Source organism: Kribbella jejuensis (assembly GCF_006715085.1).
In the GTDB taxonomy this organism is placed as follows: Bacteria; Actinomycetota; Actinomycetes; order Propionibacteriales; family Kribbellaceae; genus Kribbella; species Kribbella jejuensis.
Genome location: NZ_VFMM01000003.1, coordinates 760,380 through 772,910, shown reverse-complemented (window position 1 = coordinate 772,910; position 12,531 = coordinate 760,380). Strand labels below are relative to the sequence as shown.

Below are 12,531 nucleotides of genomic sequence, written 5' to 3'. Positions count from 1 at the left end.
CGAACTTCACAGCCGTGCAATACCTGGGCAATCCGGGCCGGGGATCGTTGGTGGCATGGATTCGTTGCGTACGACGCTCACCGGCGGGACGGCCTGTGACGTGTGTGGACGGCTGCCGCACCCACGGCGCCTCCGCCTGACGCTGGCGAAGCTGGTGGCGATCGCCCCGGTCGAGCTCGCCCTACATGCGGTCGTGCTGGCCGCCCATCCGCCGTACCTGGTCTCGGTTGCCTTGCTCGCGAGCGCGGCGACCATTCTCGTGATCTGGATCGTCGAACCGTCGACGATGCGCTTGTTGACCACCTGGCTGCACGCCCCGAAGGTGCGGCCGCGGCAGGGGATCGGCACGCTGTGGCGGATTCGCGTCACCCTGGACGACCGAGCCGGTGCGCTGGAGAACGTGACCCGGCGGCTCGCCGGCCTCGACGCGAACATCCTCGGGCTGCACGTGCACCCGATCGACGACGGCGTACGGGACGAGCTGGTGGTGTCGACGCCGGATGATCTGACGGCAGCGGACCTGGAGGATGCGCTCGAGGCGGGTGGTGGGCGCGACGCACACGTCTGGCCCACCACGGCGCTGGCGCTGGTGGACGGTCAGACCAAGGCGTTGAGCTTGTCGGCGCGGGTGGTCGCGGATCCGGCCGAGCTGCCGCACGCGGTCGCCGAGTTGCTCGGTGCGCAGTTGGTGACGGATCGCGCGGCGTTGGCGGGTCAGCTTCCGGGCGATGTGCTGAAGGTGCCGTCGCCCTGGACCGGGCTGTTCGTGTTCACCAGGCCGGGGGAGCCGTTCACCCCGGCCGAGTCGGCCCGGGCACACCGTCTGGCCGAGCTGGCCGAGGCCGCCCAGACCCTCAGCCGCTGACCGAATCGGCCTGGGGTGTCGAATGCGGGTGGGCTGGTTCGTCGCGTTGGTGAGAGGCCGTCCAGGAAGGGCGGTGTCACCACCGAGGAGCTGACGACGATGCGCCACCCCCAGGCCAAGGTTCACCGCATGCACGAGCTGATCGAGCCGATCGCGACCGTGACGTTCTCCGACATACCGACCGAGGCGTTCCTGGCGATCGGTATGCGCAACTACTGGGACGGGTACTTCGCCGGCCGCGCGGCGCCGCTCGGACAGGCGCCGGCCGAGGTCGTGCACGCGGTGTTCTACAACTTCGCCGACGGCGAGGTGGCGCGGCACATTCCGTGGGTATGGGGCAAGACGACCCCGGAGGAGGCGCTCGCCGTCCGCGAGCAAGGCAGCACGGCCGCGCTCCGGAAGGTCCTCGGCGAGCTCGCCGATGCGCCCGGCCTGGCGCGGGTCGCTGATCTCGCCACGAAGGCCGCGGTGAGCGCGCCGACCGAAGGACGGGCGTTGTACGCCGGACTGCGGGCGCTCGCCGTACCGGAGGAGCCGTTGGCCCGGCTGTGGCACTCGACAACGATGCTGCGGGAGCACCGCGGCGACGGGCACAACGCCGTACTGGTTGCCCACGGCATCGGTGGCACCGAGGCGCACGTGCTGACGGCGCTCGCCATCGGCCAGCGGGCGGAGGAGTTCGGCCGGGTCCATCACCTGCCGAAGGCACAGCTGTCCGCCGTCGTCGACGGACTGCGTGACCGCGGCCTGGTCACCGCCACAGGTGGGTTCACCGACGCCGGCCGCGACCTCAAGACCCGAATCGAAACCCTGACCGACGACCTGGCAGCACCGGCGTACGACGCCCTCACCACGGACGAGCTCGACGAGCTGATCACGCGACTCGAGCCGTATTCGACCATGCTGGCAGCATCCGATCTCTGATCAAGCCTGGCGGCCGGAATGACGGCGACGGGGTAAGCGGATGCTGAGGCGAGACTGAGTGGGGCTGATTACTTCACTGGCGGGACATTTGGAGAGATGGTGGGTTGAGGACTTGGGGAATGGCCTGGGGGTTCGGTCACAATCAGTCCGGGGAGGGACCATGGGTGACTCGACTCGTCGCGGATTCCTGGCAATGGCGGGAATGGGGGCGGCCGCAGTAGGAGTGGGCGCTGCCGCGCCGGCGGCTGCCGGCGAACAGTCCGGTGAGCTATCGGGAGCGCGGTCCGCTGGGCCGTTGGTCGCGTACGTGCGCGACGTACGGCGGCACGAGATCGCGGTGATGGTAGGTGAGCACGAGGTCGTCGTCCACGATCGCGACCTCGTGAACCGGCTCGTGCAGGCCAGCAGGTCGTAGTCATGTCGTCGCATCGCGAGGCGCCGGAGATCTCCAAGGATCCGGTGGCCGACAACACCGACGTCTACGCGTTCGTGAGCCCGGACCGCCCGGACACCGTGACGCTGATCGCCAACTTCATCCCGCTGCAGAAACCTGACGGCGGACCGAACTTCTACGAGTTCGGCGATGACGTGCTCTACGAGATCAAGATCTCGAACTCCGGTACGGCGCACGCCGACATCAGCTACCAGTTCCGCTTCCGGACCGAGATCCGCAACCCGGACACGTTCCTCTACAACACCGGTCCGATCTCCTCGATCACGGACAAGAACTGGAACCGGCCGCAGTTCTACTCTGTGACCAAGGTCGTCCGAGGCCACGCACGGCAACTGCTGGCCGAGCGGCTGGCGGTGCCGCCGGTGAACATCGGGCCGCGCAGTACGCCCAACTATGCGCACTTCACTGCGCAGGCAGTCCACAACCTCGGCGCCGGACGACGGGTGTTCGCAGGTCAACGGGCCGACGGGTTCTTCGTCGACCTCGGCAGCATCTTCGACCTCGGCACCCTGCGGCCGTTCGAGAATCTGCATCTGATCCCGTCGGCGGCCGCGGCCGGCGTGAACGGCTTGCAGGGCCTGAACGTCCACACGATCGCACTCCAGGTGCCGATCCGGGACCTCACCCGGAACGGCACCAGGCCGACGGACGTGCTCGATCCACGGGCGGTGATCGGCGTCTGGGCCACCGCGAGCCGGCAGCGGGTCCGCGTCCTCACCGACGACGGCGAGATCGAGGGCCACGGCGGGTTCCGGCAGGTGTCCCGGCTCGGGAATCCCTTGTTCAACGAGGTGATCGTGCCGATGGCCGACAAGGACCGCTGGAACGCGCTGCCGCCGACTGAGGACGACGAGTTCGCGAAGTACGTCGAGAAGCCCGAGTTGGCCGGGCTCCTTCCGGTGCTCTACCCGGGGGTGTTCCCGCACCTTGCGGCGTACGCCAAACCGCGGCGGGACCTGGTCGCGATCCTCCTGACCGGGATCCCGAAAGGCATCGTGCCCGGGTTCCAGAACTTCACCGGCCCGACGCTCGCGGACCTGCTGCGGCTGAACGTAGCCGTACCGCCGTCAGCGGCACCGAAGCCGCTCGGCCTGGTCGCCGGTGACGCGGCGGGCTTCCCGAACGGCCGCCGGGTCTTCGACGACGTCGTGACGATCGAACTCCGGGCAATCGCCGGGTTGACGATTCCGCTGGTGGACCCGTCGTTCAAGCCGGACGCGGCGACGTCGGTGATCGAGGACGGTACGTCGAACACGAACTCGCCGTACCTGCCGTCGTTCCCGTACCTGGGTACGCCGGCCGGCGGGTACCAGACGTCGCCCGGTGTCCCTGGCGTCTGAGATGGAGAATCCGTACGCCGGACAGGGACCAGTACTGCTCGACATCGGCGGGGACATCGGCGCACTCGTGGTGGCGATGCCCGCCGAGCTCGAGGGCAAGGAAGTCGAGATCCGGCCGGTCGACCACCGGCCGGACGACGGCCCCCTGCGCCACGTGGCTGTACTCGGCCGGACATTCACCGGCCGGACGCTGCACTCCGCGGTGTTCCCGGACCTCCCCGCGGGCCGATACGCGCTCTCCCTACGACCAGACGGCGAGGAACGCCTACGGGCATCGGTGACCGGCGGCCAAGTGTGCTACTCCGCTTGGCCGGGAGCCGTCGACTCCACCGATCCCCCCGCGCACTCGAGCTTTGGGCGGACCGAATAATGGTGGTGTGAGTTTTCATGTCGCTGCGTTCATCGCCACGAGTCTCGACGGCTACATCGCGAGGAAGGACGGGTCCATCGACTGGCTCACCCGCCGCGCCGAACAGGCCGGGGACACCGGGTACGACCAGTTCATGGCGTCGGTGGACACCGTCGCAGTCGGCCGGAAGACGTACGAGCTGGCGCTCACCTTCGATGACTGGCCGTACGAAGGTAAGCAGGTCGAGGTCCTGAGCACCACGCTCGACCCCGGCGCCGACGAGCGCGTCCTCGTCCACCGCACGCTCGACGCCCTCGTCGAGACCCTCGACGACCGTGGTGCCAAGCGTGTCTACGCCGACGGCGCGACCACTATCCAGACGTTCCTGCGCGCGGGTCTGCTCAACGAGCTGACCATCACCACGGCGCCGGTCCTGCTCGGCGGCGGTATCTCGCTGTTCGGCGCGCTGGACGCGGAGGTCTCGTTGAGCCACAACGCGACTCGCACGCTGAAGGCGGGCTTCGTCCAGTCGGACTACACGGTCCGACGCTGACCGACGTGGTCATTGATCTGCCGACAGCGGCGGCTTAGTGTCCGGTGTCATGAGTTCGCTCGATTCCTGGGTCCTCGGCGCCCACGCGGCCGGCGGCGTCACGCACCCGACGTACCGCAAAGGCAGCGGGCCTGGGGTGATCGTGATCCACGAGATCCCGGGGATCACGCCGGGCGTGCTCGACTTCGCCGAAGAGGTCGTGGCGCGTGGCTTCACTGTCGTGATGCCGTCGCTGTTCGGCCGTCCGGGTGCGCCGGCCACGGTGCGGGAGTCGGTCCGGAGCATTGCCGGGATCTGTGTCAGCCGCGAGTTCACGATGTTTGCCATGGGGCGAACGACACCCGTCGCCGGTTGGCTGCAGTCGTTGGCGCGTGCGCTGCACCAGGAGCTCGGAGGACCTGGCGTCGGTGCCGTCGGCATGTGCATGACCGGAGGGTTCGCGCTCGCGATGCTGGCCGACGCGCCGGTCGCTGCGCCCGTCCTCGCCCAGCCGGCCTCACCGGCGCCGCTGGGCAAGGCCCGCGGCGCCGATCTCGGCCTCAGCCCGAGCGACCTTCAGTCCGTGAAGGCGAAGGTCGCCGCGGGATGCCAGGTACTCGGCCTGCGGTACGAGGACGATCCCGCGGTCGGCACCCGGTTCGACACCCTCCGCCGCGAGCTCGGCGAGAACTTCATCGCGGTCGAATTCCCCGGCCGCAAACACGCCACCTTGACCGAGCACCGCCAGCAGGAAGGCGTCGACCGCGTCCTCAGCTTCTTCGATGAGAAGCTCGCTCGACAATGAATCATGGGCTGAAGGTTGTCGTCAGGGCCGTCCAAGTGCCGGTTGCGGTGCCTGTGGCGGTCACGGCGGCTGTTGTCGTGGTGGTGAGGTAGGCACGGGCCAGGTAGTTGAGGCCCGTGTTCGCGCTCCCGGCCGTCGTCCAACCGGTTGCCCACACCGGCGCCTTCTTGCCGCTGGTGAGGCCGACGACGCTGATCACGAGCTCATGCGCATTCGACAGGGTCGCGGTCGGTCCGGCGGAGAACGTCGCCGTCGCGCCGGTCGCTCCCGCGGTGCGGTCGGCGGTCGTGACGCCGGTCAGTTCATCGGCGGCGACCAGCGACGCGGTGGCTGCCGAGAACTTCACGGTGACGTGCGCTCCGAGCGCCAGGGCCCGAGTGGCTGTCGCGAACAGGACCGTCTGCTTGGTCCCGGTCGAATCGGTCTTCGTCGTGAGCGAGGCGTAGGTGTTGCCGACGTCGTCGGTCGCGGTGACGGTCGCCGTTCCGACAGTGCTCTGGACCGCGAGTACGACCAGATCGCCGGCCTTGACCGCGCGCGAGGTGGTGATCGTCGCGGAGGTCTGGTTCTTGTTCGACGAACCCGTGCCGACCTGCCCGACGTACGTCGGACCCGTGGCCACGGTGACCACCTTCGTACTTGTCGCCGTGAGGCCGCTGGCATCGGTCACAGTCACCTTGACCGTGTAGCTCCCCGCCACCGTGTAGGTGTGGGTTGCAGTGGCTGCGGCCTGTGGGCCGGTGGTAGCGCCGTCGCCGAAGTCGAAGGCGTAGGTGAGGGTTTGGCCCTGCGGGTCCGTGGAACCGCTGGCGTCGGCGGTGACCTGCAGAGGTATGAGCCCAGTGCTCGGTGTCACGGTGAGCGCGGCGGTCGGCGGGACGGGTTGTGTGGTGGTGACGGTCGCGGTCTTCGTCGCGGACAGTCCGCTGGTGTCGGTGACAGTCACCTTGACCGTGTAGGCGCCGGCCGTCGTGTAGGTGTGGGTCGCCGTGGACGCGGCCTGCGGGCCGGTGGTCGCGCCGTCGCCGAAGTCGAACGTGTAGCTCAGGGTCTGGTTTTGTGGGTCGGTCGAGCCGCCGGCATCAGCGGTGACCTGCAGAGGTGTCAGGCCGGAGCTCGGCGTCACGGTGAGCGCGGCAGTCGGCGGGACGGGTTGTGTGGTCGTGACGGTGGCAGTCTTCGTCGCGGACAATCCGCTGGTGTCGGTGACAGTCACCTTGACCGTGTAGGCGCCGGCCGTCGTGTAGGTGTGGGTCGCCGTGGACGCGGCCTGCGGGCCGGTGGTCGCGCCGTCGCCGAAGTCGAAGGCGTAGCTCAGGGTCTGGCCTTGTGGATCAGTCGAGCCGCCGGCATCAGCGGTGACCTGCAGCGGCGTCAGGCCGGAGTTCGGTGTCACCGTGAGCGCGGCGGTGGGTGCGGCCGGCTGGTTGACCGTGACGGTCGCGGTTGTGGTGTTCGACAGTCCGCTGGTGTTGGTGACGGTCACCTTCGCCGTATACGTCCCGGCTGTGGTGTAGGTGTGCGTTGCGGTCGACGTCGGCTGTGTGCCGGTGGTGGCGCCGTCGCCGAAGTCGAAGGCGTAGGTCAGGGCCTGGCCTTGTGGATCGGTGGAACCGCCGGCATCAGCGGTGACCTGCAGCGGCGTCAGGCCAGAGCTCGGTGTCACCGTGAGCGCGGCGCTCGGCGGGGCGGGCTGGTTGACGGTGACTGTGGCGGTCTTGGTGTCGGACAGGCCGGTGGTGTTGGTGACCGTTACCGCGACGGTGTAGGTGCCTGTTGTCGTGTAGGTGTGGTTTGCAGTCGCCGCGGCCTGCGAGCCGGTGCTGACACCGTCGCCGAAGTCAAAGGCGTAGCTCAGCGTCTGGTTCTGCGGGTCGCTGGAGCCGCCGGCATTGGCCGCGACTTGCAGTGGGGCAAGGCCGGAGGCCGGAGTGACGGTCAACTGCGCGGTCGGTGCTGCTACCGCAGTAACGGTCGCGGTGGTCGTGTCGGACAGGCCGCTGGTGTTCGTCACAGTCACCCGGACGGTGTACGTCCCGGCCGCGGCGTACGTGTGCGTGGCGGTGGCCGTGGCTTGCGGTCCGGTGATCGGGCTTCCGTCACCGAAGTCGAAGCTGTAGCTCAACGTCTGGTTCTGCGGGTCACTCGAACCGCTCGCATCCGCGGTGACCGGCAACGGCACGCCGCCGGATCTCGGCGAGACGGTCAGCGCCGCAGTCGGTGCCGACGCCGGTACGGCGACCGTGACGAGTTGCGTCGTACTGTTACTGAGGCCGCTCGTATCCGTCACGGTCAGCTTGACGGTGTACGTCCCGGACGTGTTGTAGACATGGGTGGCGGTCGGGGCGGCCTGCGGGCCGGACGTCATGCCGTCACCGAAGTCGAAGGCGTAGCTGAGCGGCTGGCCCTGCGGATCACTCGAGGCGGTGCCGTCAGCAGTGATCTGCATCGGCGGCAGCCCTGATGCCGGCGTCACGTTCAGTACGGCGGTCGGCGCGGCCGGCGCGGTCGCCGTGACGCCCGCGGTCGCGGTGTCGGACAGGCCACTGGTGTTGGTGACGGTGACCGAGACCGTGTAGCTGCCGGCCGTCGTGTACGTGTGGGCCACGGAAGCGTTCGGCTGCGGGCCGGTCGTCGTACCGTCACCGAAGTCGAACGCGTAGCTCAGGGCCTGTCCCTGCGGATCAGTCGAGCCGCTGGCGTCGGCGGTGACGTGCAACGGCGTCAGTCCGGACGCCGGTGTCAGCACCACGTGAGCGGTCGGCGCGGTCGGTGCCGCTGGGCTCACGGTCACGACCTGCGTAGCGGTGTCGTACAGGCCGCTGGTGTCCGTGGCTCGTACTGACACGGTGTAGGTGCCCGCAGTCGTGTAGGTGTGCGTGGCGGTGCTCGCCGACTGCTGACCGCTGGTGCTGCCGTCGCCGAAGTCGAACGCGTAGGTCAGCGCCTGGCCTTGCGGGTCGGTCGATCCACCGGCGTTCGCGGTGACAGCCAACGGTGCGGTACCACTGGTCGGGGAGACGCTCAGCCGTGCCGTCGGCGGTGTCGGCGCCGGGGCGACGTCCGGCTGGAACTCGTACGCGCCGAGGTCGTCGTACAGCCGCGGACCCGAGGCCTTGGAGTTGTCCACGTTCGGGTCGCGGATCCGGCCGTTTCCCAGAACGTCGGCCGGTTGCGCACCGGACACGGCGGAGTCGCCGCGGTCGATGGCCGCGGAGCCTTCCTTCAGTTGCAGGTTCCAGGTCGGTGCGTCGAAGAACAGCGGGTCGCTCTGCACGCCGGCGGCTTCCTGTCCGGTGGCGGCCTGCATGGCTGCGAGCGACGTGTACGGCGTCTTGAACACGTAGAGCGTTCCGGACTTCGTCAGCCACACCAGGTTGTGGTCGACCGTCGTGGTCGGCGGCGCGGAGTCCCAGATCCCGATGTTGCCGGCCCGGCGGGAGCAGGCGATCCCGTTGTACGCCGGGTACACCGCGTTGTCGACGGCAACGTTGTTCTCGATGACGTAGTTGGTGGATGTGCCCTCGACGTTGATCCCGCTGGTGCAGTTGCGGTAGACGGTGTTGGAGATGATCCGGCCGCCGGTCACGTTCAGGTCGTCGATGCCGTGGTCGCCGTTGTTGTAGGTCACGTTCAACGCGGCCACGCTGTTGTCTGCGCCGGTGTAGAACTGGATGCCGGAGTCCTCGTTGTCGTGGGTGACGTTGCGCAGGACGGTGTTTCCCGGGCTGGTCACGTTGATCCCGTTGGCGTTGCGCTGCCAGCCCTCGGCGTTGAAGCTCGCCTCGTTGTCGGCCACCAAGGTGCCGGTGCTCGTACTGGTGATGTAGATGCCGGTGCCGTTGTTGTGGTCGGCCGTGTTGCTCAGCACCTGCGACGAGTTCGTCGTCCGGATGCTGATCCCGGGTGCGGTCTGCCCCTGGACCGGGTGCCCGGAGCCGGACACACGGTTGCCACTGACAACGATGTGGTCGCTCTTCGTGACGTAGATGCCGTCGGCAACAGTTGCCGTGACGGTCAGGTTCGACACCGTGACATAGCTCTTCTGTGACAGGTACACACCGTTGGTCACACCAGTGACCACAGGACTTCGCCCAGGCCAGGCGGTGATGGTGATCGGTGCCGCGGCAGTCCCGGACACCGACGGCTTGATGCTCTCGGCGTACGTGCCGTTGCCGATGTAGAGGATGTAACCGGCCTGGAGCCGTGCCACGCCCTTGGTGATCGTGCAGTACGGCATGTCCGCGGTGCCGGGGCCGGTGTCGGAGCAGAGGACCGTCTTGTCGACGTAGTACTGCGTCTTCGGCGGAGTCGACGGTGGCGTGCCGATCGTGTACTCGTCGAGAACACTGCCCTGCGCGCACGTCATGTCGTCCTTGCTGGTGGCCAGGTCGCACACGGACTGGATCCGCAGACCGGTGTCGGACACGTCGACGCGCAGGTGCGACAGGTGCATGGCGCGGAACGCGGTCCGCGGGTCCGTACCGGACCACGGTTGCTCGAGCGAGCTCGGAGCACCGACGGTGATGTGGGTGACGCCCTGGATCGGCTGGAACCGCTCGTAGTCGTGCGAGTGACCGTTGATGTTGAGCACGTACTTGCTGTACGAGCTGCCGAAGCCGTCCAGGATGCTCGCCAGCTGGGCCTCGCCCGGGTGGTAGCCGGTGGAGTACGCGGGCCGGTGCCCGTCGGTGATGATGTACTTGATCGACGGGTCGTTCTGCGCCTGGCTCATCAGCACGTTGGCCTTGGTCTGCCAGTCCGCCCACGCGCCGGTCCACGGCTCGGGGTATTCGATGAACCGCACCGGGCCGGCATCGAACCAGCCCCAGTCGTCGCCGCAGCACGAGATCGCGGGCGATCCCGGAGAGGCCTGCGCGTTCGGCATCAGCAGCCGGCCCTTGTAGTTGCGCAGGTCGTCCGATCCGGGTACGTCGTACTCGTGGTTGCCCCAGGCAGGCATGTACGCCGCGGACGTCGCGAACGAGTTCATCGCGTCGTTGAAGTGCTGGTCGACCACGCTGATGCTCGCGCCGGTCGCGTTCGCATAGGTCAGGTCGCCCACCATCAGCACGAACGACGGCTCGTCGTTGGCGATCGCCGACAGGGTCGCGCCGAGCTTCGAGAAGCTGACCGTGTCGCCGACGTCACCGATCGCATCGAACCGGAAGCTGCCGGTCGGTGGCGTGTGGAACGTGTAGTCCGGACCGCCGCCGATCGAGTAATGGTACGTCGCACCGCGGGTGAGCCCGTCCAGCTGCAACTGCCAGAACGGCCCGGGTGACGACCACGGCGTCCACGCCGACGCGACCCCCTGGGCGGTGTTGCCGTACGCCGACGTCGGGCCCCACCGGACGTCGTTGGCGTCACCACGCCAGTCGATCGCGACCGACGTCGGCGAGGTGAACGTGTAATGCACCTCGTCGACCGCCTGCGCGGCGAAACTCCGCCCCGCAACTCCCAACAGTACGGATACCCCCAGCACCGTAGCCATTACCAGCGACACGACGCGCCGCCGGCCCCGCTCCAAGCGTCCGGCCATGGTGAGCCCCCTCACGATGGACTCACGGTAAGTTGCCGGCAGGCTCGGCGAATCACCCAGAACGCGTAGCCGCAGCACACCGAACGGACGAGAACTCACAGTCCTCTTCCACCCGAGTGCGCTCAGTCGCTACTGGGACCGGGGGACTGTCCGATCGGGCCTCCGGTGCCCGTCGCGGTGGTGGCGAGGTCGTGCACGGCGGCCAGGTTGCCGATCGCGGGATGGGTGCGGCCCATCGGCCCGGCGGCCAGCGCGGTGAACAGATTGAGGGTGACCTTCTGGGCGAAGGCCACCGACGCCGGGCCGACGCCGTACTCCGGATCTGGCCCTTGCAGCGCGCGGACCCACTCGATCGTCCCGGTGGCGAACACCCCGGCGCCGGACTTCGCCGTGTAGTACGTCGCGTCCGAGAACGTGTGCCGCTTGTCGCAGGTTGTGGGGGAGTGCGCCACCACCTGCAGGTCGGCCGGTGTGCCCGCGATCGGGTAGGCCCGGTCCGCCTCGTTGCCTACCAGCCCCGGGTACGCCGACCCCGCCTTCGCGCCGGTGCCCGCGAAGAGGAAGAAGTTCGGGTCGCGGACGGTGAACGCACCCTTGGCCGGGTGGCACTCGTAGAGCATGCCGACCAGGCTGTTCTCCGGGTTCGGGTACGGGTTCTGCCGCCAGTTCACCGTCGTGTCGGGCGCGTTGTGGATCGGGTCCAGCCCGGCGTCCTTGTAGTCGACGATGATCCGGTTCGGGCCGTGCGGGTCGGCGGCGTAGCGGATTCGCCGGTAGATCGAGTTGGCGCCGAGGAAGGCGAGGTTCGTGCCGGCGTCCCGCGCCCTGGTGACGGCTTGGCGCATGGGCAGCGACCAGTACTCGTCATGCCCGCCGAAGACGATCGCACGGGCGCCGTTGAGCAGGCCGGGGTCGGCCTGCAGGTCGACGCTGGTCGCGTAGGCGAGCGGTACGCCGCTGCGTTCGGCCAGCTGGACCAGCGGAAGATTGTCGTGCAGGACGCCGCGAGCCGGGTTGTAGCCGTACGGGCGGTCGAACGTGACCATCAGCGACCGCTGGTCGTGCGAGTGCTTGTGCGCGCCGACGTACAGGTCGTATCCGCCCCATCCGTTGTAGGCCTGGTCGGTGTTGACGCCGCTGACGATCAGCACCGCGCCACGGGCGCTGCCCGAGCGGATCACGATCGGGACGTAGGTCTCCTTGCCGTTCGATGCCCGGAGCAACAACAGGTAGCTGCCGGCCGGCCAGTCCCTGGTCTGGACGGTCGTCGTCGGCGACCAGTTGATCGCGGTGACCATCCGGTCCTTGGTCAGGATCGGCTGCGGTTGGGTCGGGCCGGGGATCTCCGGCGAGGTCCAGATCAGCTTCGCGCCGGCGCCGCCGTACCAGCCGATCCGGAAGGCGCGGACGGTGAAGGCGTGTTCGGGCGAGGTGACGAACAGCCGGAACGGCTCGCCGCTGCGGACGCTGACGTGGTCCGCGTACCCGGCCAGCTCGTTCGGACGGGCGACCAGCCGGTCCGGAATCCGCCAGGCGTCATCGCCCGGGCGGCTCGCCGTTCCGCCGGGCGGTGCCGAGGTGGAGCTGCCGTCGCCGGCGGTCTTGTTCGCCGAATTCGATGCGTCGTGGCAACCACTCGCCAAGGCCAGCACCAGCACACCGGCTGCCAGTGCCCTCAGAGCCCCCATGCACCATCCTCCCCAGGTCGGACCCATGCTAG

The 12,531-nt window shown here is 68.5% G+C and carries 9 protein-coding genes; 7 read left to right on the top strand and 2 right to left on the bottom strand.

Going from position 1 to position 12,531, the window contains the following annotated elements; genetic code table 11:
* Window positions 1–55 precede the first annotated feature (55 nt).
* From FB475_RS31380 to FB475_RS31350, 7 genes are all read left to right on the top strand, one after another.
* Window positions 56–865 (top strand): ACT domain-containing protein, encoded by an 810-nt coding sequence (locus FB475_RS31380; RefSeq protein ID WP_185759513.1) that lies wholly within the window; start codon window positions 56–58, stop codon window positions 863–865.
* Between the two features lie 129 nt (window positions 866–994).
* A complete protein-coding gene (locus FB475_RS31375; protein ID WP_141861087.1) occupies window positions 995–1,789 on the top strand; it encodes a MarR family transcriptional regulator in 795 nt (264 codons plus the stop codon).
* A 160-nt stretch (window positions 1,790–1,949) separates the two neighbouring features.
* Window positions 1,950–2,204 carry a hypothetical protein gene (locus FB475_RS31370; protein WP_141861085.1) on the top strand — a complete coding sequence of 85 codons (255 nt, stop codon included), beginning with the start codon at window positions 1,950–1,952 and terminating at the stop codon, window positions 2,202–2,204.
* A 2-nt stretch (window positions 2,205–2,206) separates the two neighbouring features.
* The gene (locus FB475_RS31365; protein WP_141861083.1) at window positions 2,207–3,583 is read left to right on the top strand and encodes a DUF4331 domain-containing protein; all 1,377 of its coding nucleotides are present in this window, start codon (window positions 2,207–2,209) and stop codon (window positions 3,581–3,583) included.
* A complete protein-coding gene (locus FB475_RS31360) occupies window positions 3,567–3,953 on the top strand; it encodes a hypothetical protein (RefSeq protein WP_238332550.1) in 387 nt (128 codons plus the stop codon). The genes FB475_RS31365 and FB475_RS31360 overlap by 17 nt, the downstream gene beginning before the upstream one ends.
* A gap of 7 nt (window positions 3,954–3,960) precedes the next feature.
* Window positions 3,961–4,485 (top strand): dihydrofolate reductase family protein, encoded by a 525-nt coding sequence (locus FB475_RS31355; protein WP_141861081.1) that lies wholly within the window; start codon window positions 3,961–3,963, stop codon window positions 4,483–4,485.
* Window positions 4,486–4,534: 49 nt separating this feature from the next.
* Window positions 4,535–5,269 (top strand): dienelactone hydrolase family protein, encoded by a 735-nt coding sequence (locus FB475_RS31350; protein WP_141861079.1) that lies wholly within the window; start codon window positions 4,535–4,537, stop codon window positions 5,267–5,269.
* 1 nt (window position 5,270) lies between these two features.
* Here FB475_RS31350 and FB475_RS38225 read toward each other — a convergent pair whose 3' ends face one another.
* Window positions 5,271–10,811 carry a PKD domain-containing protein gene (locus FB475_RS38225; protein ID WP_141861077.1) on the bottom strand — a complete coding sequence of 1,847 codons (5,541 nt, stop codon included), beginning with the start codon at window positions 10,809–10,811 and terminating at the stop codon, window positions 5,271–5,273.
* Window positions 10,812–10,933: 122 nt separating this feature from the next.
* On the bottom strand, window positions 10,934–12,499 hold the full coding sequence (locus tag FB475_RS31340; RefSeq protein WP_141861076.1) for a N,N-dimethylformamidase beta subunit family domain-containing protein: 1,566 nt from the start codon (window positions 12,497–12,499) through the stop codon (window positions 10,934–10,936).
* Window positions 12,500–12,531: the final 32 nt, after the last annotated feature.

What these genes read in the sequence shown, in the direction of transcription:
- FB475_RS31350 (WP_141861079.1), top strand. Translation starts at nt 4,535, where the DNA reads ATGAGTTCGCTCGATTCCTGGGTCCTCGGCGCCCACGCGGCCGGCGGC.
- FB475_RS38225 (WP_141861077.1), bottom strand. Translation starts at nt 10,811, where the DNA reads ATGGCCGGACGCTTGGAGCGGGGCCGGCGGCGCGTCGTGTCGCTGGTA.
- FB475_RS31375 (WP_141861087.1), top strand. Translation starts at nt 995, where the DNA reads ATGCACGAGCTGATCGAGCCGATCGCGACCGTGACGTTCTCCGACATA.
- FB475_RS31380 (WP_185759513.1), top strand. Translation starts at nt 56, where the DNA reads ATGGATTCGTTGCGTACGACGCTCACCGGCGGGACGGCCTGTGACGTG.
- FB475_RS31340 (WP_141861076.1), bottom strand. Translation starts at nt 12,499, where the DNA reads ATGGGGGCTCTGAGGGCACTGGCAGCCGGTGTGCTGGTGCTGGCCTTG.
- FB475_RS31370 (WP_141861085.1), top strand. Translation starts at nt 1,950, where the DNA reads ATGGGTGACTCGACTCGTCGCGGATTCCTGGCAATGGCGGGAATGGGG.
- FB475_RS31365 (WP_141861083.1), top strand. Translation starts at nt 2,207, where the DNA reads ATGTCGTCGCATCGCGAGGCGCCGGAGATCTCCAAGGATCCGGTGGCC.